Here is a 22222-nt window from a genome sequence, read left to right as displayed (position 1 = left end):
CGTCGCGCGCGTCTATGCGAGCGCCTTGATCACCGCGTCCGCATGGGTGACGACGGCGACGTTCTGCATGGCGAAATTGATCGAGGCGCTGTGCCACTCGGCGTTCATGGTCGAGCAGCAATCCTCGGGCACCACGATGAAGTAGCCCTTGTCGGCCCCGGTCCGCGCGGTGTGCTCGATGGACATGTTCGTCCAGGCACCGGTGTCGATCAGCAAATCGCGGCCGGTGGCCTTCAGGATCGTCTCCAGGCGGGAGCCTTCCCAGGCGCTCATGCGCATCTTCTCGACGATGAAGTCGCCCGGTTGCGGCTCGAGGCCGGCGACCGGCGCTGCGCCCCAGGTGCCGCGCACCAGCGCCCGGGAATCGGCGAGCCCCTCGAACAATGGTGCGTTCAGCGTCAGGCCCGGCGCGCCGGGCTCGACGATGAACCACACGTGGATCACCACCACGCCGCGCGCGCGCGCCGCGTCGGCCAGGCGACGCACATTGTCGACGACGCGCTGGGCGCGCGCATGGCTCGGCGCGCCCGACTCCGCGAAGGCGCCCCCCTCCATGATCACGTCGTTCTGCAGGTCCTGGATGATCAGGGCGCAGCGCCGCGGATCGAGCGCAAGGCCCTCGGCCCTCAGGAGCGGTGGAGCCGCGGCCGGGGCCGCGGTGGCCGCGCCGGCCCTCGCGGCCATATAGGGCTCGTTCCGCGGGCCGACCTTGGTCGTCACCGTGTAGACCGAATGCGTCGCCGTCATGAACAGGGTCCGGAAGTCGGCTCCACCCCAGGCGAGGTTGGCGACGAGCTCGGGCACGCGGACCTTGCCGAGCAGATCGCCATTGGGCGCGTAGACCCACACGCCGCCGGGAGCGGTGACCCAGACGTTGCCGAACTGGTCGCACTTCATGCCGTCCGGCACGCCGGGTTCGAGCTCGGAGCGGATGCCGCTGGCGAAGACGCGGGCGCCCGACAGCGAGCCGTCGGCTTCGACGTCGAACACCCGGATCAGCGCCTGCACGGTGTCGTTGACATAGAGCCGCTTCTCGTCCGGCGAGAAGCAGAGGCCGTTCGGCTGGTCGAAGAGGTCGCGCGCCACCACGAGCTGCGGCGCCCCGCCGCCGGGCGGCAGGCGATAGACGCCCTGGAAGCCGAGCTGGCGCGGCCGCTCGACGCCGTAGACGGGCATGCGGCCGTACCAGGGGTCGGAGAAGTAGATGGCGCCGCTCGCATGCACGCAGACGTCGTTGGGGCTGTTGAGCTCCTGATTCTCGAAGTGCGAGGCGAGCACGTCGCGGCGGCCGTCCGGACGCTCGCGGATCAACGACGACGTCGCGTGCTCGCAGACGATCAGGTTGAGCTCGCCGTCATAGGTCATGCCGTTGCATTTGTTCGACGGGCGCCTGGCCTCGACGACGCCGCGCGCGGCGTCCCAGCGGCGCCGCACATCGGCGGGCATGTCGGAAAACAGGAGATATTGGCCGACCGGATGCCAGATCGGCCCCTCGGTGAAGGTAAAGCCCGTGCCGAGCTGGCCGACCGGCGCGTAGGGGTCGATCAACTGCTCGAATTCAGGGCGCAGCGTAGCGTGGGTCATGGGATTGATCCGGCTCGAATGCGCGGGGGGGGCGATACGGCATCCTGCGGGCGTCGAGGCAACACCCCCACCGGTCCCTTCCGCTTCGCACGGGATAGCCTCCTTGCAAGGGCAAGGCCGTTCCGCCTATTCGGCCCCGCTCGAAAAGCGAGGCTCCTCCCTCCCACTTGGGGCGAGGGGTAGGGGGTGGGGGTGTTGCCTCTGCCCTGTGACACCATGAGCGTTTTCCCGCGTCCAGCCTCAAGCCGGGAACCAGTTGCGCGGCGGCAGCGACTGGACGATCGGGCCCGGCACCTGGTCCTGCAGCCGGCCGACGACATGGCCGCCCTCGATCTTGCAGGGACGGTCGTGCACCGGCAGCAGGAAGCGCGCGTTGCTGACGAGCTTCTTGATCGCCGCCTTCTCCGCGCGCTTGGTCGTTCCATGGTTGCCGGTGGTGCGAGGCTCCGCGTCGTGGATCTCGTGGAAGGGCTCCACGAGCTGATCGTTGATGTCGTAGAGCACGTCGCCGCAGATCGTTGCGATGCCTTCGGCGGTGTGGACATGCACGTTCATCGAGCCTTCGGTGTGCGCGCCGGCCGCCTCGCAATACACGCCCGGCATCAGCTCGACCGGGCCGGTGATCTCCAGGTCCAGGAAGCGGAGCGCGCTCTTGGTGTGCAGGCGGTCGATCAGATGCTTGATGTCGGGCGCCGGATACTGGGGGTGCATCAGCCCCGAGACCGAGTATTCGAGCTCCTTGCGGTTGACGACGACCGTGGTGTTCATGGGAAACAGATCGTCCTTGCCCGCATGGTCGATGTGCAGGTGGGTGTGGCAGACGAAGCGGACGTCGCCCATGCGCACGCCGTGCCGGGCGAGTTGATTCTCGATCATGTTCTCGTGGAAGGAGAGGCCGCGCATGCCGAGCGTCTCCATGATCTGGTTGGATCGATAGCCCGTGTCGACGACGACCGGGTAGGGGCCTCCGACGATGAGAAAGCCGAGCGTCAGGACGCGCCGCGTGCGCCCGCAATCGCGGCCGAGCACCAGAAAGCTCGATTCCAGCTCGATGTCTCCGTAGTCGAGGATCTTGATTTCGAGCGCCATGTTGTTTCCATTCCCTGATGGGTTTTATTCTTAGGGAGTCCTATCGTCAGAGACGATAGACTCGAGCCGCAGTTTCGCGGAAGATCGCGTCGCGGTGATGCGGGCTGGCACGTGTGGCCTCGAGATGCGCCTGCACGAGATCGCGATATCCGGTCCACAGCTTCTCGATCGGAAAATTCGAGCCGAACAGGCAGCGCTCGGGCCCGAAGATAGCCACGGTATCGGCGACGATGGCCGCGACATGCGCTGGGTCGTTGCGGTGAATGAAGGTGCCGAGCCCCGAGAGCTTGCTGACCACGTTCGGACAGGCGGCCAGCCGGACCATGCCGGCGCGCCATTCCGAGCGGCCGGCAATTGACAGGTCCTCGAGCATGCCGGCGTGCTGAAGCACGAAGGTGACGTCCCGGCAGGCTTCGGCGAGGGCGGCGGCGCCCGGCATCTGCGGCGCGAACACCTGCAGGTCGAAGCTGAGGCCGTAGCCGGCCAGCCGCGCCACATTGCGGCGGATCGCCGGATCTGCACATAGATCTGCGCGCGCCGCGAAGCGGTAGAGCGGGTTGTCGTGCCAGTGCAACTGCATGCGCACGCCGCGCACCAGCGGATAGCGCATGAGCCGGTCGAGCTGCGGGCGGGCGTCATCGACGGCGAGATCCGCGAAGGCCACGATCGCGTGCGGCCAGCCGGTCGCCTCGGCGGTGCGCTGCACCCAGGCGGTCTCCTCCTCGAATTGCTCCTTCGCCCAGTTGGTCTGCACATAGACCGACTTGACGACCCCGCTGCCGGTCAGGTCGTCGAGATATTCCCGGATCGGATAGTCCCGGCGGATCGCCTCATAGGGGCCGAAGATGCGCGGCTGCATCGGCCCGACCAGCCAGGGAAGATCGGCCTGGCGCCAGATGTGATGATGGGCGTCGACGATGTCGGTCAAGCGGCCCTCCAGTTCCGGAGCGAAAGCACATGCGCGACCACCGCCGCGCTCGATCCGCCATCGTCCATGTCGTCGACGAGGCGGCGAATGGCGATCAACGCCTCGGTCTGCGGCACGAAGCCGGGGCCCGTCGCGAGCGGCGTCAGCCAGCTCAGCCGCCAGGCGCGCCGCGACAGTCTGGCCACCGCGTCGCGCAGGGCGGACACGTCGCCGCGCTCGAGCCCGTCCGACAGGATCACCACGGCGGCGCCGCGGGCGTAGCCGCCGAAGCGCGGTACGGCGAGAAAGGCCTGCAGCGCGTCGCCGATCCGCGTGCCGCCGTCCCAGTCGCTCACCAGGTGCGCGGCGTCCGCGAGCGCCTGTTCCGTCCGTTTGAGCCGCAGCGCGCGGGTCACCCGCGTCAGACGGGTGCCGAAGGTGAAGACCTCCACGTGCGGCGTCGCCTGAAGCAGCGCATGCGCCAGGCGCAGGTTGTCTTCGGAGCGCGCCTTCATCGAGCCCGACACGTCGATCAGCAGCAGCATCTTGCGGGGCCGCGCGCGGCGCTTCAGGCGCGCGAGGCGCATCACCTCGCCGTCGTTGCGCACGGCCTCGCGCAAGGTTCGCCGCAGGTCGGCCCACGGGCCATGCCGCGCGCGCATGCGACGATTGCCGCGCCGGCGCGGCAATCGTCGCGGAGCCTCGCGCGTCAGACGCCGCAGGGCGTCGCATGGCCCGCTCGTGCCGAAGCGGCGCTCTGACAAAGCTTCGGTGCGGACGGCCCTATCGCCGGATTCGTTGGCTTCGTCTGCGCGCAGCGGCTCCTCGTCGCCGCGACCCTCCTCTTGCAGTCGGACGGTCGCCTCGTCGTCGCCCTGCTCCCGCGGGATCTCGTCACCGCCCAGGAAGTGGATGCGGAACAGCAGGTCGTAGGTGGCACGCCGCTCGGGTGGGGGCGACAGGGTGGCGAGCCCGGCACGGTGGATGTCGCCCGGCCCGCGCGGACCGAGCAGGGTGATCGCTTCAAGGAACGCGGTGGTCTGCTCGGGCGCGACGGAAAAGCCGTTGACGCGCAGCAACGCGACGAACGCAACGAAGGCGCCGGCCGCGCGTGGCAGGTGCGGCGTGGCGCTCACGCGGCCGCCTCCGCGATCAACATGTCGAGCCGGGGCGAGATGAAGGCAAGATCCTCCTCGTCCTTCAGGGCGACGCCGATCGAGCGCTTGAAAGCGTCCGGCCAGCGCGTGCCGCCGTTGTGGAGCAAGGTCGCTGCCTCCGCCCAGTCGACCGCTTCGGCGATGCCGGGCACCTTGCTCAGCGGCTCGCGTCGCAGCCGGTTGACGGCAGCGACGACGGCGCGCGCGGTCGCCTCGGCGACGCTGGAGGCGCGCATCATGATGATCCGGGCCTCGCGCTCGGCGCTCGGGTAGTCGATCCAGTGGTAGACGCAGCGCCGCCGCAGCGCTTCGTGCAGGTCGCGGGTGCGGTTGGAGGTGAGCACCACCACCGGCCGCTCAGCGGCGCGGATAGTGCCACGCTCGGGGATCGAGATCTGGAAATCGGAGAGGAATTCCAGCAGAAAGGCTTCGAACTCCTGGTCGGAGCGGTCGATCTCGTCGATCAGCAGCACCGTTGCATCCGGCGCACGCAGCACCGCCAGCATCGGGCGTTCGATCAGGAAGGTTTCGCCATAGATATCGATGGTCTCGTCACCGGCCTGGCGGATCGCCAGCATCTGCCGGGGGTAGTTCCATTCGTAGAGCGCCGCCGAGGAATCGATGCCCTCATAGCATTGCAGGCGGACGAGCCGGCGGCCGAGGATGGCGGCGATCGCTTTCGCCGCCTCGGTCTTGCCGACGCCGGGCGCGCCTTCGAGCAGCAGCGGCTTGCCCAGCGCAAGCGACAGATAGGCGGCCGTCGCGAGGCCGTCGTCGGCGAGGTAATAGGCGGCGCGCAAGGCTTGCGCCAGCGCCTCCGGGCTGTCGATCCCGGCGATGGTGCCGCGAACCGCCATCAGCGCCGCGCCTGCGGCCGGGCGCCGCCCTGGGCCCTGATCGCGCGCAGCACCTTCTCGGGCGTGATCGGCAGTTCGTCGATGCGGACGCCGACGGCGTTGAAGATGGCGTTGGCGACCGCCGGCAGCACGGGGTTGGCGCACATCTCGCCCGGGCCCTTGGCCCCGAACGGCCCGTCCGCCGCCGGGCGCTCCAGCACCGCGATGTCGTGCGGGCAGATGTCGCCGGGGCCCGGCATCAGATAGTCGACGAAGTCGCGCGGCCCGTGGCCCGGGTCGGGATAATAGGGCTCCGTCGTCTCGAACAGCGCGTGACTGATGCCCATCCAGGCGCCGCCGACGAGCTGCTGCTCGACCAGGCGCGGGTTGAGCGCCCGCCCAAGCTCGTAGGCGCTGTCCATGCGCACCATCGCCACCTCGCCGGTCTCGTCGTCGACCTCGACCTCCGCGACCAGGCAGGCGTGCGCATAGCAGGTCGCCGGCGACATCTCGCCGGTCTCGGGATCGACCGCGGACAGCGGCACCAGGAAGATGCCCCGTCCGGAGATGGTCTTGCCCTGCTTGAATTGCGCAGCGACGGCGACGTCCTTGGTCGAGATCGAACGGTGCGGCGCGCCCTTGACGTGGATGTTGCCACGGCCGTCGGTATCGAGGTCGGCGGCATTGACCTCCAGCTCCTCGGCCGCCGCCTCCATCATCACGCCGCGCGCTTCCCGCGCCGCCGCCATCACCGCGTTGCCGACACGGTGGGTGCCGCGCGAGGCAAAGCTCCCCATGCAATGGGGCCCGGTGTCGGAATCGGCGGTGTCGACATAGACGTCCTCGACCGGGACGCCGAGGGTCTCGGCGCAGATCTGCCGCGTCACCGATTTCATGCCCTGGCCGAGGTCGATCGACGACAGCGACACGGTGAACTTGCCGCTGGGATTTGAATGCACCAGCGCCTGACTCGGATCGCCGCCGAGGTTCATGCCGATGGGATAGTTGATCGACGCCATGCCGCGTCCGCGATGTCGGGCCATGATCAGCGCCTCCTCGAGCCGAACACGGAGGAAAACCTCATGGCGCCGTGGGCGGCGGGCTGCGGCGCCGGCGGCGGTGTCACCGGGGGCGGTGCCGGGCGTGGCGGCTCAGGGCCGGCGGCCGGCTGCGGTGCGCGATCGTAGGGTGTGCGCTGCTGCGTGGCGAGGCGTGAGGAGACCGATCCGTCCCGGGCGGTCGGCGGGACCGCGGCGCGGTCGCCGCCGCCATCGCGGCGCGACGACATGCGCTTGTAGTCCTCGCGCAGCGGCCACTTCGCCTTTTCGGCGGCGACCTGCACGCATTCGATCAAGGCGGTGTTCTTGGCCTCGCGCCGATGGGCCTTCATGTCGCCGTCGCGGTAGGCGTTGAGGATGCGGAACTCCATCGGGTCCATGCCGACGAGATGGGCGAGCTTGTCCATCTGGCACTCGATGGCGAAGTCCATGGCTGTAACGCCGAAGCCCCGCATGGCGGTTGCCGGCGTGCGGTTGGTGAAGACGCAATAGACATCGCCATGGACGTTGGGGACCGTGTAGGGGCCGGGCAGATGCGCCACGCACTTGACCACGGCGTAGCTCGACAATCGCGTATAGGCACCGCTGTCGAAATATGCGCGGACCTGGCGCGCCACGATGCGGCCGTCGCGCATGACGCCGTCCTTGAGGTAGATGCGTTCGGCCCCGCGAGGCGGGCCGAACTGCATCTCCTCCTCGCGGCCGAAGATGTAGCGCACCGGGCGGCCGGTCAGCATCGCGCCGAGGATGGCCAGAGGCTCGGTGAGGGTATCGACCTTGCCGCCGAACCCGCCGCCCACGGTCCCTCCGATGAAATGAAACGTATTGGAGGGCACGTCGAGGATCTTGGCGCAGGTGTCGAGCGAGAAGAACAGTGCCTGGGTCGAGGTGTAGACGACGTAGCGTCCGTTGGTATCGGGCGCCGCGATGGCGCCATTGGTCTCGGTCGGCGCGTGCTCGATCGGCGACATCTGATAGCGCTGCTCGAGCACGTGGTCGGCGCCGGCGAACGCGCGTTCGACGTCGCCGAAGCGCAGCTTCTGGTGGTCGTAGATGTCGTGATAGGTGAAGGTGTTCTTCGGGTAGGTTTCGTTGACCACCGGAGCACCGGGCTTCAATGCTTCTTCGACGTCGAAGACGGCGGAGAGCGGCTCGTAGTCCACGCGCACCTTCGCGAGTGCCTCGGACGCCTCGCGCGGGCTGTCGGCGACCACCGCCACGATCGGCTCGCCCTTGTAGCGCACCTTGTCGACTGCCAGCGTCGGCTCGTCGTCCTTGCCGAAATTGATGAGGCTGAGCAGTGTGTTGAGATTGCGCGGCACATCGGCACCGCGAATGATCCGGCGCACGCCGGGCGCGCGCTCGGCCTCGCCGGTGTCGACGCGGCGGATGCGCGCGTGGGCGTGCGGGCTGCGCAGCACCTTCAAGTGCAGCAGGCCCTGCAAGAGGTGGTCGTTGAAATAGGTGGAGGTGCCGGTGACGTGACCGAGCATGTCCTGACGCTGGGTGCCCTTGCCGATCTCCTTGAGATCGTCGTCGCGCTCGTCGGCGAACAGGTCCTTGCGCAGTTCCAGCATGGCGCTCTCCTTCAAGCGGCGCCCGAACCCGCACTTGCGGCGGGTTCGAGATCCTGCTGCGGTTAGAATGTTCTCGGCGACATGTGCGGGCTCGGAACATGTTCAGGCCCGTGCAGGCCGCGCATGCCGCCCGAGGCGGCGGCGAGGACGGCATCGATGATGGGCTCATAGCCGGTGCACCGGCAGATGTTGCCCGCGATCGCGTTCACGACCTCGTCGCGGGTCGGCGAGGGGTTGCGGTCGAGCAGGGCCTTCGCGGCCATCAGCATGCCTGGCGTACAGTAGCCGCACTGGGCGGCGAAATGCTCCATGAAGGCGCGCTGCAAGGGGTGCAGGTTGGGCCCGTCCTTGAGCCCGTCGAGCGTCTCGACCGCGCGACCAGCCACAGTCTCGGCCAGCGTCAGGCAGGCGAGATGCGCGTCGCCATCGATCAACACCGTGCAGGCGCCGCAGCCGCCCTGGCCGCACCCGAACTTGGGCGTCATGTCGCCGACGAGCTCGCGCAAGGTGGTCAGGAGATTGGCGCCGCCGTCGACGAAGACGGCGACGTCGCGGCTGTTGTGGCGGAACTGGAGGGCGGTCTTGGCCATCGGCCCTATCCTCGCTTTTCTAAGCTTGGCCGGTCAGCAGGCGGCGCAGATGGACCCCGACGACCTCGCGCCGGTACCACGCGCTCGCCAGCGCATCGTCGACCGGCGCCGTGCCGTCGGCCGCGGCAGCGACCGCGGCGGCGATGCTGGCCGCATCGAGCGTATGTCCCTCCAGGGTGCGCTCGGCCGCCTTGGCGCGAACCGGGGTTGACGCCATCGCGCCCAGCGCGATGCGCACGCCGACGGCGCGGCCGCCGCTCGAGGGGACATGCACGGCGAGCGTCACCACGGCGGCACCCTTCGGCCGCACGCGCGCGATCTTGCGATAGCGAAACGCGTCGTCGCTGAGCGGACGCTGGAAGGAGGCCGAGAGCACGAGCCCGTCCGCCTGCCGGCTCCGCCCGCTCAAGAACTCCTCGATGGGCATGTCGCGCGCGCCATAGGCGCCCTGGACGGCAACGCTGGCGTCGAGCGCGAGCAGGGCAACGGCGAAATCGCCGAAGGGGGCCGGCGCGAAGAGATTGCCGCCGATCGTGCCCATGTTGCGCACCGCCGGCCCGCCGATCGACCCGGCGACGGGATGCAGAAAGCCGAGCGAGCGCTCGGCGAGGACGCGGGCAAAGGTGACGCCGGCACCGATGGTGATCCGCGAGCCTGTGGCGTCGAGCTGCGCGAGGGCCCGGTCGGTGGCGCGAACGATGGTGGAAACCGAGACGTCGCCTTCGTTGAGCGCGCGCATGACCAGCGTGCCGCCGCCGAGATAGCGCGCGTCGCGCTCCGACGACAGCGCCGCCGCCGCCTCTCCCGATGTCCCGAAGGTTTTCACCGTGACCGGCATGGTCTTGCCGCCGCGCTCACGCGGCCTCCCTGAGATGCCGGCGGATCGCGTCGAAGCCGGCTTGATAGATCTGCTCACCGACCATTGCGATGAGTTCCGCGGCATCCGGTGGCCGCGCGGTGAAGCGCGACTCCCAATGCCAGAAGGTCCGGTCGCCGTCCGTCACCGGCAGCAGCCGGACATGGGCGACATAGTTGAACATCGGGATCGGCGTATCGAGCAGGCAATAGCTGAAGGTCTGCTCGAGGTCCGAGAGCGCCAGCAGTTGCTCGCGCAGTTCCGACCCGTCCTGCAGCTTGAAACGCCGCACGCAGCCGATGCGGTCCGCCGCCTGGGTCCGCTCGATCGTGCTGGCCGCGACGGCGGGATGCCAGCGATCGTGACCGTTGAAATCGCGCAGCACGTTCCAGACCACGCCGGTCGGCGCGTCGAGGATCGTGCTCTTGACGACGTGCGGCACGGCTAATGTCTCCGCACCGGCGACGGAACAGTTTGGCGGCGACGGAGCCACCGCGCCCCCTCTCCCCGCTTGCGGGGAGAGGGCAGGGGTGAGAAGGCTTGCCGCGTGGCGTGACCGCCGTCGAGTCTTCTCCTCAAGCCCCCCTCACCCTGCCCTCTCCCCGCGGGCGGGGGGAGGAGTGCGGGCTGCGCCGCGTGCATCCCCATGGCATCACCGTCCGACACCGCTAGCCTCCGAACACGCGCTTGAGGGCGTCGAAGCCGCCCTGGAAGACGCTGCCCCCGATCGAATTGACCAGCTCGCCTTCACGCTCGGGCGCGCAGTCGAATTCGGCCGACCATTCCAGGAAGGTCTTGTCGCCGTCGGTCACCGGGGTCAGACGCAAGGTCGCGACGTAATTGTCGACACCCATGGGCGACTCCAGAATGGAGTAGGTGCAGAACATGTCGTAATCGGAGAGGCCGAGGAGCTTTTCACGAATGCGGTCGCCGTTGCGCAAGGTGAAGTCGCGCACGCAGCCGATCTTGTCGGCGGGTTCGCCGCCCTCGATGCGGCTCTCGGCGATCGCCGGGTGCCACGCAGGCAGGCCGTTGAAGTCGCGCACCCGCGCCCAGACCCGGTCGTTGCGTGCGTTGACGACGGTTGAGACATAGACCCGGGCCATGGCGCAGCCTCACCCCTTCTTGTCCGGGCGCGGGGGCGGGGCCTCGCCGGAGGATGAGGCGGCCGGCTTGCTCTCGCTCTGCTTCGGTGTGGCCGCCTGGCGGATGCCCTGCATGTCGCGCGCCTCGCGGATGAGGCCGGGCATCTTGGCGAGGCTGCCGCCCTCCACGCCGATGTCGGCGAGGATGGAGTCGATCAGCGGGGCCTGAACGCGGTAGCGCAGCGCCGAATCGATCACCTCGTCGGTCGCGCTCCGTCCGCCGCCGTTGCCGTTTCCCCCGTTGCCGCCGGCAAGGCCATCCACGTGCAGGATGCGGATGCCCTCGATCTTCTCCATCGGCTTGACGCTTTCGCGCACGATGCCCTCGATGCGATCGAGCAGCCTGCGGCGGAACAGCGAGTAGCGCGCCTCGTCGGTGAGCACGTTTTCCGCCTCGTTGAGCAGCCTCTGGGCCTCCGCTTCGACGCTTGCCCGAACGCGCTCGGCCTCGGCGGCGATGCGCGTCTCCTCGGCTTCCTTCTCGGCGATCAGGACTTCGACCGTCCTGCGGCGCCTGGCGATTTCGCTGTCGCGCACGGTGATGACGCGCTCGGCCGCCTCCGTCGCGCGCGCCCTGGCGTTCTCGGCTTCCGCCTGTGCCGCCGATTGCTCCAGCGACTTCTGATAAAGCGCGATCGCCTTCTCCATCACGGCGGTCTCCACGTCCTTTTCGCGCGCGACCTCGAGCTTGCGCAGATCGCGCTCGCGGCCGACGCGCGCCTCGTCGAGGCCGCGGTCGGACGCGATGCGTGCCCGCTGAACCTCCTCGCCGGAGGCGATCTCGGCTTCTTGCAAGGCCTGGACGCGCGCGATCTCGAGCTGTTCGATGATGCGGCGGCGCTCCAGCCGGGCCGCCTCGAGCACCTGTTCCTTCGATACCTCGGTGGTCTCGACGTCGCGCCGTGCGAGGATCTCGGCCTGCTTGACCTTGCGGTCGGCATCGATCCGCTCGGAGCGCTTGGCCGAGAGCGCGATGATGCGGTCCTCGTCGGCAATCTCGACCGTCCGCTTCTGCTCGACATGGAGCACTTCGCGCGTCTTGCTGGAGGCGATCCGCTCGGCCTCCAGTGCCAGCTCGACGCCGACACGCTGGCGCTCGATCGCGTCACGGCGCTTCAGTTCGGCCGCCTCGACCATCTCCGTCCGCTCGATGTCCCGCTTCCTGGTCTCCTGCTCACTGAGGATGCGGGCGAGGGCAATTTTCTTCTCCTGGAGGATGCGCGCCGCCTCGATCGCCTCGCGCGCGGCGATGTCGGCCTCCTCGACCGCCCGGTGGCGCGCGATCTCCAGCGCCCGCACGCGTTCTTCCTGGGCGATGCGGCTGGCCTCCGTCGCCTCCCGCGCCGCAATGCCCGCGACCTCGATCGTCTGGTTGCGGTCGATCTCCAGCTGGCGCGTGCTCTGCTCGGCGGCGATGCGGCTGGCCGCGAGGGTCTGCTCGCGCGCGATGCGGGCCGCCTCGACCGCCTGCTGCGCCACGATCTCCGCTTCCTGCACGGCGCGCACCTGGTGGATCTCGAGCGCGCGGGTCTGCTCGTCCGAGGCGATCCGCTCGGCGTTGACAACGGTGGTCTGGGCGATGCGCGCCTTCTCGGTTGCCTCCTTGGCCGCGATCTCGGCCGCCTCGACGGCTCGCGTGCGCTCGATCTCGCGCCGGCGGGTCTCCTCCTCGTTGGCGATGCGGGCGTCGGTGACGACGCGATCCTGCTGGATGCGGGCCGTCTCGATGAACTCGCGGGCCAGGATCTCGGCTTCCTCCACCGCGCGGGTGCGTTCGATCTCCTGTTGGCGCACCTCGCGCTCGGAGGCGATGCGGGCGGTGTCCACCGAGCGCTGGTTGGCGATGCGGGTCCGTTCGATATCTTCGCGGGCCAGGATCTCCCGGGCCTCGACCGCTTGCGTGCGCTCGATCTCTCTCTGTCGGGTCTCACGCTCGGAGGCGATGCGCGCCTCCGCGATGGCCTGGTCGTTGGCGATGCGCGCCCTCTCGATGGCTTCGCGCGCCGCGATCTGCGCCTGTTCCGCCTCGGTCTCGCGCAGCGCGCGCTCGCGCGCCACCTCGGTGCGCTGCAAGGCGCGGCGCATCTCGATGTCGCGCTCCTGCTCGAGGCGGGCGGTCTCGCTCTCGCGCTCGATCTCGAGCGCCTGGCGTTCGGCTTCGAGATTGCGCGTGCGGATCCGGATCATCGAATCCTGTTCGATGTCGTTACGCAGCTTACGCTTGGCCTCGATGTCCTCCATCAGCTGGGTCAGGCCATGGGCATCGAAGCGGTTCGACGGGTTGAAGAACTCGAGGTCGGTTTGATCGAGGTCGGTGATCGCGACGGATTCCAGCTCCAGCCCGTTCTGCGCCAGCGCCTCGGCGGCGGCGGCCTTGACGCGCGCGACGTAGTCGCCGCGCTTCTCGTGCATCTCCTCCATGGTCATTTCCGAGGCGACCGAGCGCATGGCGGAGATGAACTTGCCGGCGAGCAAGGTGTGCAGCCGCTCGGGTTCCAGCGTGCGGCGGCCGAGCGTCGCCGCCGCGATGGCGACCGCCTCGCGCGTCGGCTGCACGCGGACATAGAAGTCGGCTTCGATGTCGATGCGCATGCGATCGCGGGAGATCACCGCATCCTGCCTGGAGCGGACGATCGGCATCGGCAGCACGTTCATGTTGACCGGCGTGAAGTCGTGAATGAACGGCAGCACGAAGGCGCCGCCGTTGATCACCACCCGCTCGCCGAGGAAGCCGGTGCGGACGAACGACACCTCCTTGGAGGAGCGATGGTAGAGCCAGTTCACGACGTAGACCGTCACGACGAGCACGATCAGCGCGACGATCAGCCAAAGGATCAACTGACCAACAAGAACCCCCGACATGGCAGCCACCTCCCCGTGATCGCGCTCAACGCCCGGCGATCGCCTTGAATTGTCGAACCTGTTCCGTCAGCGCCCGCTCCACCGGCAGCCGCTCCATCGACGACGCCCCGTAGAAGCCGTGGCAGGTGCGGGTGTGCTTCATGATGAAGGCGGCATCCGCCGGCTCGGCCACCGGGCCGCCATGGGCGAGCACCAGAACGGCGGGATTGACCGCGAGCGCCGCCGCCGCCCAGGCGTCGATGCGGGCCGGGCAATCCTCGAGCGTCAATGCCGTGTGCGCGCCGATTGCGCCGCCGGTGGTCAGGCCGAGATGGCACACGATCAGGTCGGCGCCCGCCGCCGCCATCGCCTCGGCTTCGGCGGCATTGAACACGTAGGGTGTCGTCAGCATGTCCCGGGCATGCGCCTTGGCGATCATCTCGACCTCCTGCGCGTAGGACATGCCGGTTTCCTCGAGGTTGGCGCGAAAGACGCCATCGATCAGCCCGACGGTCGGAAAGTTCTGGACGCCGGAAAAGCCGAGCGTCTTCAACTGGTCGAGGAATTGATCCATGTCGCGGAAGGGATCGGTGCCGTTGACCCCCGCCAGCACCGGCGTGTTCTTGACCACGGGCAGCACCTCGCCCGCCATGTCGACGACGATGGCGTTGGCGTCGCCGTAGGGCATCAGGCCGGCCAGCGAGCCGCGCCCGGCCATCCGGTAGCGCCCGGAATTGTAGATGACGATGAGGTCGGCGCCCCCGGCCTCTTCGCATTTGGCCGACAGTCCCGTTCCGGCGCCGCCCCCGACGATCGGCTCGCCGCGCGCCGCCATGGCGCGGAACTTGTCGACCAACTCATCGCGCTCGAACCGGGGCATCTCTCACCTCCCCACCCGCCGGCGTGCGCCCGGCCGCCCGACCAGGGAGCGGAACGCCGCGACGATCGCTGCGCAGAACGCGGGTTCGTTGATGTGGTGCCGAAGCCGGATCAACTGGCGGTTGCTGGTCTGGCGGACGGTCTGGTCGAGCGCACGGAACAGGGCGGCGTCGGCCGCGGGGTCCCAGAACGGTTGCCCCGGCGCGTCGAGCGCGGAGACGCCGCCCTCCGGCAGAAAGAACCGCACCGGACCATCCATCCGGTTCAGGCGCTCGCCGATCCAGCGGCCCACGCGCTCGTTCTCATCGGCGCTGGTGCGCATCAGCGTGACCTGCGGATTGTGAGCGTGGAGCTGGCGGCCGCGGTAGCGCTCGGGAACGGTGTCCGGGGCTCCGAAATTGACCATGTCGAGCGCGCCGACCGAGCCCACATAGGGGAGGCGCGTGCGGATGGCGGCGCCGAAGCGGTCTTCGGTGGCCGGAAACACGCCGCCCACCAGGAGGTCGCACACCTCCGTCGTGGTCAGGTCGATGACCCCGGCGAGCAGCGCGGACTCGACCAGCTTCTCCATCGAGCGGCCGCCGACGCCGGTGGCGTGGAACACCAGGCATTCGTAGTCGGCGCGCAGCCCCGCCGCGATCTGCTGCACGGCGGGCGTCGTCACGCCGAACATCGTCAGGCCGACCGCCGGCAGGCCGCCGCGCAGCGTCTGGGCGTCCGCCGGCCCTTGCGCGAGCCGCGCCTTCACCATGCCGACCAGCGCATGGGCGCCATTGGCGAGCACCTGGCGCGAGATCGCGTTCAGGCCCTGCACGTCGGTGACCGAATACATCATGGTGATGTCGGCGGGCCCCACATAGGGCGCGACATCGCCCGAGGCGACAGAGGAGACGATCAGCTTGGGCAGCCCGATGGGCAGCGCCCGCATGGCGGGAGCCACCAGCGACGCGCCGCCCGAGCCGCCGGCGGAGATCACGCCGACGACGTCGCCCTGGCGGCGCAGCCAATTGGCGAAAGCCTCCGCCATCGCCGTCACCGAGGTCCCGCGATCGGGGCCGAAGACGGCGCCGCCGCCGCGCGGGTGGTTGAGCGCGATCTCCTGGGCGGAGACGTCGCAGGAGGAGAGTTTGCCGCTGGTCGAGACGTCGACGAGCCGAGTCCGCAGCCCGCTGCCGGAGACGATGTCGCGGATGAAGCGGAGCTCGTCGCCCTTGGTATCCAACGTGCCGACAACGAGCACTGCCGGCGGTCCCGAGCTTCGCGCCGGCGCTGCGGCGCGCCGCGCGCGTGCCGCATCCTCGAAATTCGCGACGCCGGTCGACAGCACCCGTGCGTTGGCTTCGATGCGCGCGATGGGCACCGGCTGCGACCAGCGGGTCGGGACCATCGGGTTGGAGACATAGACTCGCCGCGGCGCCTGGCCCGCGGGCCGTGGCGCGGTCGGGGGCGTCATCGCATCGCCGGCTGCTGCGGCCGCGTTGTCCGGCTCGGCGGCGTGGCGGCCGACGCCGAGCAGGCGCTGCCGCAGCTCGCGATCGGATGCCAGGCGCGAAGCTTCGATGAGCCGATTGACCCGGCCATTGACCATGATCGCGACGGTCTTCGAGACTGCCGTCGCCACCCCGATATTCTGCTCGATCACCAGCACGGCGATGTCGCCTTCGTCGCCGATGCGCACCAGCATGTCCTCGACCTGCGCGACGATGACGGGCGCCAGCCCCTCGGTCGGCTCATCCATGATCAGGAGGCGCGGATTGGTCACCAGGGCGCGTGCGATCGCCAGCATCTGCTGCTCGCCGCCGGAGAGTTGCGCGCCGCCATTGCTACGGCGCTCGGCCAGGCGCGGGAAGGTGTCGTAGAGGCGCTCCACGGTCCAGGCGCCGCGTCGCATCCCTGCGACCATGTGCAGGTGCTCGTCGACGCTCAGCGAGCGCCACAGCCGCCGCCCCTGCGGCACATAGCCGACGCCGAGCCGGGCGATGTGTGCCGGCCCGAGCGACAGGAGGTTCTCGCCGGCGAGGCGCACGGAGCCACCCCGCGCACGCACCAGCCCCATGATGGTCTTGCACAGCGTCGTCTTGCCCATGCCGTTGCGGCCGACCACGGACAGCACGCCGGATTCCAGCGTCAGATCGACGCCCTGCAGCGCATGGGAGCTGCCGTAGTAGACGTCGAGGCCCCTGACCTCGAGCATCGGCGTGGCGCGGCGCGCGTCAGCCATGGCCGCCTCCCAGGTAAAGCTCCTGCACCTCGGGGTCGGACTCGATGTCTGCCGGCGGGCCTTCCTTGAAGATGCGCCCGTTGTGCATCATCGTCACGCTCTCGACGACGCGCAGGGCGACGTCCATGTCGTGCTCGATGATGATGTAGCCGATGTGGCTCGGCAGAGTGGTGAGAATGTCCACCAGCTCACGGCGCTCGGTCGGCGACAGGCCGGCGGCCGGCTCGTCGAACAGGATGAAGCGCGGCGCACCAGCGAGCGCCAGCGCGATTTCCAGCTGGCGCTGCTGGCCATGGGCGAGCTCGGCGACGCGTCGCCCCCGCACGGCCGCCAGGTGCACCGCCTCGACCAGATCCTCGGCGGCTTGCACCAGCGCGTCGTTGCTGCGCGGGCGGAACGGCGAGAAGCGGCGGGGCGAAACCCCGCAGCAGGCGAGATAGACGTTGTCGAGAACGGTCAATCCCGGAAACAGGGCCGAGATCTGATAGGTGCGGCGAAGCCCGCGACGGATCCGCTCGAAGGGCGGAAAATGGGTGACGTCCTCGCCGAAGAACCGGATGGTGCCCGAAGTCGGCGGAAAATCGCCGGTGATGCAGTTGAAGAGCGTGGTCTTGCCGGCGCCGTTGGAGCCCAGCACCGCGCGCCGCTCGCCGGGACGGACCGTCAGCGTCACGTCGGTCAGCGCCGCGAGCGCACCGAACAATCGCGTCACGCCGCGCAGTTCGAGCGCCGCGCCCGCGCCGCCGACCGAGAGGCGATGGGCGACGCTATCCATGGCGCTCTCCGCCCGCTTGCGCCTTGCCTTGCCCGCTCCACCCCCGCAAGCGCTCCCAGAGCCCGACGATGCCGTCCGGAGAGAACAGCACGATGGCCAGAAAGCCGAGGCCGATCAGCAGGCGGAAGCGATTGCCGTCGAGCCCGATCGCGACCAGGAAATCCAGGGTGAATGTGCGCAGGAGGACAAAGATCAGGGCGCCGACGAAGGCGCCGATCGGCCGGCTCGTGCCGCCGACGACGGCGATGATGAGAATATCGATGGCTCGCTCGACCCCGACCGAGCCCGGCGAGATCTGGCGATAGTTCCAGACCTGCAAGACGCCGCCGAGCGCGGCGATGCAGGAGGCGAATGCGTAAGCCGCGATGCGGTGCGCATTGACGTTGAACCCGAGCGTGGCCATTCGGCGCGGGTTGTCGCGCACGCCCTGCAGCGCCAGCCCGAAGGGTGCGCGCGCAAGGTAGCTGACCGCACCGAAGCACAGCGCCGCCACCGCGAGGATCACATAGTAGAAAGCGATATCGGCACGCCAGTCGATGCCGAGGAAATGCGGTGTGACGACGCTGTTGATGCCGGTGTGGCCATTGAAGATGGCCCAGTTCTGGTTGGTGAAATAGTAGAACGCCGACGCGATCGCCAGCGTGATCATGATCGTGTAGATGCCCTCCGTGCGAACCGCGAGCGTTCCGCCGATCGTGCCGAACAATGTCGCCAGCGCGATCGCCATCGGCGTCGCCAGCCACCACGGCCATCCCAGGCTGATGTTGGCATTGCCGCTGGCGCCCAGCACGGCCGTCATGTAGCCGGCAAGGCCCGCGATGGTCAGCTGCATCAAGCTGACCATGCCGCCGTAGCCGGCCAGGAACATCAGACTCAGCGCCACGATGCCGAGAATGAGGCTGGTGCCGAAGATCTCGATGAGGAAAAAGCCGTTCGCGATGAGCGGCATGATGACGAGCAGGACGGCGACGGCCCAGACGGCGGGATGACCGAAATCGCGGGTCGGCGCGGCGGTCGCCGGCCTCTCGGCCGACTTCCCGGGTTGAAGGCGCGCGTCCTGGGCGATCGACATGGCTAGCGCCCTGCCAGGAGGCCCTGCGGCCGGACGGCCAGCACGAGCACCATGATCAGGAACGTGACGACGATGGCGTAGGTCGGGATGTAGACCGAGCCAAGTTGCTCGGCGAGGCCGACGATCAGCGCGCCGAGCGCCGCGCCCGGGATCGATCCCATGCCGCCGATGATGACGACCACGAGCGAGGCGAGGAGAAAGCGCAGATCCTCGCCCGGCGACAGCGACTGAAACGTGGCGCCGACGACGCCGGCCATGCCCGCAAGCCCGGCGCCGAGCGCGAACACCAGCACGAACACCAGCTGGATTCGCACCCCCATGGCCGCCAGTATGTCGCGGTCATCGACGCCGGCCCGCACGATCATGCCGATGCGCGTGCGGTTGAGGGCCACCCACATGGCGATGCCGATGACGACGGCGGCCAGCAGGATGACGAGCCGCACCATCGGATACTGGAGGTAGACGGCCTCGCCGGACGATTTGACTGCGGTGACGAAGGGCAGCTCGATCGGGCCGACGAGCGCGGCCGGCGTCTGAATCTGGTAGAAATTGCCGCCGAACGCCCAGAGCATCAGGTCGGCGAATACGATCGACAGCCCGATCGTCACCATGGTCTGGCGCAACTCCTGCCCCTCGATCCGGCGGAAGACGAGGATCTGCATGGCGGCGCCGATCAGCGCGACGACGATGAATGCGCAAAGAAAGCTCAGCAGCCAGGATCCGGTCGCGACGCTCACCGCGTAGCCGATGTATCCGCCGAACAGATAGAGCGAGCCGTGTGTCAGGTTGACGTTGCGCATCAGCCCGAAGATCAGCGTGAAGCCGCTCGCCACCAGAAAATACAGGCCGCCGAGGGTGACGCCGTTGAACACGGCGCTGAGGAACACCTTCTTGCGGCCGAAGGCTTCCTCCAGGCCCGGCGGCCAGGTCGCGAAGATCAACCAGAGCGCTGCCGCAACCGCAATCAGAATGGCGAGAGCCCGGCCCGGATAGCGCTCGACAAATCTGCTCATGTGCGCGCTCCGCATCCCGGACCGGCAGCTGCGCGGGCACGCGCTTGGGCGGCGTCGCCCGCCGGTGGCATCCTACCGGCCGGCGCGGATCGCCCTTGATCGTCGGTCCGCTTTTGCGTGCCCGGTTCGCCGGTCAGGGCCGCAGGACCTTGGCAGCGCGCCGGTAGTCGCCGGGCGCCATGCCCACATTGCCGGCAAAGAAGTGCGTGAACGCGCTCTGCGAGGAAAAGCCGAGGTCGCAGCCGATGTCGACGATCGGAGCTTCGCTCGACACCAGCGCGTCCAGCGCTTTCTCCATCACCAGCGTGTTGCGATAAAGCTGTGGCGTCACGCCGGTCTGACTGCGGAACAGCTTGTAGAAGTGCGGGCGCGAGAGGCCGGCCTCGCGGGCGACCGCATCGAGCTGCATCTCGGCGCCCTTCGATCGGGCCAGGAGCCGGATCGACTTGCGCACCCGAAAATCGGTCACGGAAGCAACGGCGCAGCTCTTGGCTCGCGCGTCCGCCTGGCGCCAGCTTTCCTCGTGGCAGGAGGCGATCAGCCCCCTCAATTCGCCATCGAGGCTCCTGAGCGACGGCGCGCCGCAGATCATCGCCGCCGCCTCCCGGACATCGCGGTCCAGCATCGCGGTGCGCTCGAACGTCGTGCACCCGAAGCGCAGCCCGCGCACGCCGGCGAACCACTCGGCGTTGACGTAGAGCACCAGGAAGATCGCTCCGTCCGCCAGATCCTTCGGCACAAAATTGTGCGGTTCCCAGGGATTGACCGCCAGGACCGTATCCCCGCGCGCCGGCCTCGGCTCGTCGAGCACCTCCACGTATGCCGGCGTGCCGCCGATGTGAAAGATCAGATGTCCTTCGCGGTGCGCATGCAAGTTGAAGGGACGATTGAGCTGATAGACCGTGGCGCGGCCGAAATGGCCGTGAAAGACGGCAAGAGCCCGGCTCATGCACTCCTCCCGCGGATCGTGTTTTCTTGTTTTCCATGAGCTTGATCATCCGCGACGAGAATGCAAGGGCGCGTTCGGGCGGGCGGTGCACGCTGAGATCCGGGCGATGGACGGGCAGCACCGACGGCGCCGCCCGTCCGGCCGTTCTCAATACTTCTTGCACTCGGGGACCGTGCGGCTCGGCAAGCCTATCTTGGCGAACACGGCCGGGTCGTAGCCGAGCGTCTGGTTGACGTTCGGGATGACCTTGGCAACCTTGCTGAACAGGGCGCCCTTGCCGTCGTCGACGACCTCGGTGACGAAGTTTGTACCGATGGCTTGGCGGTTGGCATCGAGCTTGATCTTGCCGTTCGGCGCATCGAGCTCGATCGCGGCCAGTGCGGCCTTCAGCTTGGACTGGTTGTCGCCGAGGTCGCCGTTCACCTTGCGGAGCCCGAGGATCAGGGCGGTGGTCGCATTGTAGTAGTTGGTGGCCAGCAGCGACGGGCTGGGAAAGCGCTTCTCCGGCGGAAATGCGGCCTGATAGTCCTTCACGAAGGCCTGCCAGCCCGGATCGTCCCAGGTGTCGGCCTGGCCGCTGGCGGCGATCGTGCCGATCAGGGCGTTCTTGGCGTTGCCCTTGGCCGAGAGAATGGTCTGATCGACCATGATCGAGCCGCCGAGCAGATGCGCCTTGCCGCCCGCTTGCTGATACTGATTGAGGAAGTTGACGGCGTCGGCACCGCCAAGTCCCAGATAGATCGCGTCGACGTCGTCCGGCAGCGCGGCGATGACCGAGGCGAAGTCTTTCGTTCCGAGCGGGACCCATTGGCGGCTGGTGATCTTGCCACCGGCGCCGCAGAATTCGAGGACGAGCCCGAAGACCTGCGTGTAGATGAACGAATAGTCCTCGCCCACCGTGGCGATGTTACGATAGCCCTTGGTATCGTAGGCATATTTGCCCAGGCCGACCTGCCACTGGGCGCCGTCCATGTTGTAGCGGAAGAAGTTGGGGGCCGGATCCACGAAGGTGGTCTCCTGCGCGCCCGAAGCCGCGTTGACGAACGTCAGCTCCGGGCGCGTCTTGGCGAAATTCTTGACCGCGATGCCCTCGTCGCCCGACAGGGGCGAGAGCAGGATCTGGACCTTGTCCTGCTCGATCAGCTTGCGGACGGCGCGCACGGCCGAGTCGGGCGTCGCATCGGTGGAGGCGACGACGAATTCGAGCTCCTTGTCGCCGACCTTCTTGCCGAGCTTGTTCAACGCGGTTTGAAAGCCGCGCATGCCGTCCTCGCCGAGCACCGTGTAGGTGCCCTCCAGAGTCGCGGTCACGCCGACCTTGATCTTCTCCTGAGCGAATGCAACGCCGGACATCAACAGACTCGCCAGCGCGGCAAGACACAGACGGCCCTTCACCATCATACTCCTCCCCGTTTGCTTTTTTGTCGACGCTCAACGCCCCGGCTCGTGCCGGAATTGAGCAGCAAATAGAGCCCATCGCCTGGTCGGGCGGCTGCCGGGTTACTTGAGCGCCAGTCTCATTTTCCGTGCTGCGACGCAGCGAAGACGACGGTGCCGACGGCCTGATCGATGCGAGATCACGGTAACCGGCAGTGCCTGTACATTTCGATGATACGTTAAGCTCGCAGACGGATCGGGAAAAGCAGGACCTTCGAAGCAGACGCCGCCACTAT

19 protein-coding genes are annotated in these 22222 nt (G+C 68.3%); all 19 read right to left on the bottom strand.

Features of this window, described 5'->3' with window-relative positions:
- Nucleotides 1-12: 12 nt before the first annotated feature.
- The 19 genes from IEW34_RS01615 to IEW34_RS01525 all read right to left on the bottom strand — a co-directional run bounded on the left by IEW34_RS01615 (nucleotide 13) and on the right by IEW34_RS01525 (nucleotide 21947).
- Nucleotides 13-1584: an isochorismatase family protein gene (locus IEW34_RS01615; protein WP_188607371.1), complete on the bottom strand. Its 1572-nt coding sequence runs from the start codon at nucleotides 1582-1584 to the stop codon at nucleotides 13-15.
- 240 nt (nucleotides 1585-1824) lie between these two features.
- Nucleotides 1825-2673: an MBL fold metallo-hydrolase gene (locus IEW34_RS01610; protein ID WP_188607370.1), complete on the bottom strand. Its 849-nt coding sequence runs from the start codon at nucleotides 2671-2673 to the stop codon at nucleotides 1825-1827.
- A gap of 46 nt (nucleotides 2674-2719) precedes the next feature.
- A complete protein-coding gene (locus IEW34_RS01605) occupies nucleotides 2720-3601 on the bottom strand; it encodes an amidohydrolase family protein (protein ID WP_188607369.1) in 882 nt (293 codons plus the stop codon).
- A complete protein-coding gene (locus IEW34_RS01600; RefSeq protein ID WP_188607368.1) occupies nucleotides 3598-4716 on the bottom strand; it encodes a VWA domain-containing protein in 1119 nt (372 codons plus the stop codon). Before IEW34_RS01600 ends, IEW34_RS01605 begins: the two co-directional genes overlap by 4 nt.
- Nucleotides 4713-5594 (bottom strand): AAA family ATPase, encoded by an 882-nt coding sequence (locus tag IEW34_RS01595; protein ID WP_188607367.1) that lies wholly within the window; start codon nucleotides 5592-5594, stop codon nucleotides 4713-4715. Before IEW34_RS01595 ends, IEW34_RS01600 begins: the two co-directional genes overlap by 4 nt.
- Nucleotides 5594-6616 carry a xanthine dehydrogenase family protein molybdopterin-binding subunit gene (locus IEW34_RS01590; RefSeq protein ID WP_188607366.1) on the bottom strand — a complete coding sequence of 341 codons (1023 nt, stop codon included), beginning with the start codon at nucleotides 6614-6616 and terminating at the stop codon, nucleotides 5594-5596. The genes IEW34_RS01595 and IEW34_RS01590 overlap by 1 nt, the downstream gene beginning before the upstream one ends.
- Before the next feature lie 2 nt (nucleotides 6617-6618).
- Nucleotides 6619-8208, bottom strand: a complete 1590-nt coding sequence (locus IEW34_RS01585; protein ID WP_188607365.1) for a xanthine dehydrogenase family protein molybdopterin-binding subunit — start codon at nucleotides 8206-8208, stop codon at nucleotides 6619-6621.
- Between the two features lie 62 nt (nucleotides 8209-8270).
- Nucleotides 8271-8798 carry a (2Fe-2S)-binding protein gene (locus tag IEW34_RS01580; protein WP_188607364.1) on the bottom strand — a complete coding sequence of 176 codons (528 nt, stop codon included), beginning with the start codon at nucleotides 8796-8798 and terminating at the stop codon, nucleotides 8271-8273.
- A gap of 19 nt (nucleotides 8799-8817) precedes the next feature.
- A complete protein-coding gene (locus IEW34_RS01575; RefSeq protein WP_188607363.1) occupies nucleotides 8818-9636 on the bottom strand; it encodes an FAD binding domain-containing protein in 819 nt (272 codons plus the stop codon).
- 16 nt (nucleotides 9637-9652) lie between these two features.
- On the bottom strand, nucleotides 9653-10096 hold the full coding sequence (locus IEW34_RS01570) for an SRPBCC family protein (protein ID WP_188607933.1): 444 nt from the start codon (nucleotides 10094-10096) through the stop codon (nucleotides 9653-9655).
- 226 nt (nucleotides 10097-10322) lie between these two features.
- The gene (locus IEW34_RS01565) at nucleotides 10323-10760 is read right to left on the bottom strand and encodes an SRPBCC family protein (protein WP_188607362.1); all 438 of its coding nucleotides are present in this window, start codon (nucleotides 10758-10760) and stop codon (nucleotides 10323-10325) included.
- A 9-nt stretch (nucleotides 10761-10769) separates the two neighbouring features.
- Nucleotides 10770-13661, bottom strand: a complete 2892-nt coding sequence (locus tag IEW34_RS01560) for a flotillin family protein (RefSeq protein ID WP_188607361.1) — start codon at nucleotides 13659-13661, stop codon at nucleotides 10770-10772.
- Nucleotides 13662-13686: 25 nt separating this feature from the next.
- Complete coding sequence (locus tag IEW34_RS01555) at nucleotides 13687-14520, bottom strand: phosphoenolpyruvate hydrolase family protein (protein ID WP_188607360.1); 834 nt, start codon at nucleotides 14518-14520, stop codon at nucleotides 13687-13689.
- A gap of 3 nt (nucleotides 14521-14523) precedes the next feature.
- A complete protein-coding gene (locus tag IEW34_RS01550; protein ID WP_188607359.1) occupies nucleotides 14524-16740 on the bottom strand; it encodes an ABC transporter permease in 2217 nt (738 codons plus the stop codon).
- Entirely contained in the window at nucleotides 16733-17515 is a 783-nt protein-coding gene (locus IEW34_RS01545) for an ABC transporter ATP-binding protein (protein ID WP_188607358.1), read from the bottom strand. The genes IEW34_RS01550 and IEW34_RS01545 overlap by 8 nt, the downstream gene beginning before the upstream one ends.
- Nucleotides 17508-18587, bottom strand: a complete 1080-nt coding sequence (locus tag IEW34_RS01540) for a branched-chain amino acid ABC transporter permease (RefSeq protein WP_188607357.1) — start codon at nucleotides 18585-18587, stop codon at nucleotides 17508-17510. Before IEW34_RS01540 ends, IEW34_RS01545 begins: the two co-directional genes overlap by 8 nt.
- Before the next feature lie 2 nt (nucleotides 18588-18589).
- Entirely contained in the window at nucleotides 18590-19600 is a 1011-nt protein-coding gene (locus tag IEW34_RS01535; protein ID WP_188607356.1) for a branched-chain amino acid ABC transporter permease, read from the bottom strand.
- A gap of 133 nt (nucleotides 19601-19733) precedes the next feature.
- On the bottom strand, nucleotides 19734-20549 hold the full coding sequence (locus IEW34_RS01530) for a helix-turn-helix transcriptional regulator (protein WP_188607355.1): 816 nt from the start codon (nucleotides 20547-20549) through the stop codon (nucleotides 19734-19736).
- 147 nt (nucleotides 20550-20696) lie between these two features.
- Nucleotides 20697-21947, bottom strand: a complete 1251-nt coding sequence (locus IEW34_RS01525) for an ABC transporter substrate-binding protein (protein ID WP_188607354.1) — start codon at nucleotides 21945-21947, stop codon at nucleotides 20697-20699.
- Nucleotides 21948-22222 lie beyond the last annotated feature (275 nt).

The sequence above is a fragment of the Chelatococcus reniformis genome (assembly GCF_014640075.1).
GTDB lineage: Bacteria > Pseudomonadota > Alphaproteobacteria > Rhizobiales > Beijerinckiaceae > Camelimonas > Camelimonas reniformis.
The sequence above is the reverse complement of the archived record's forward strand: the minus strand, read 5'-3'. Positions and strand labels throughout refer to the sequence as shown.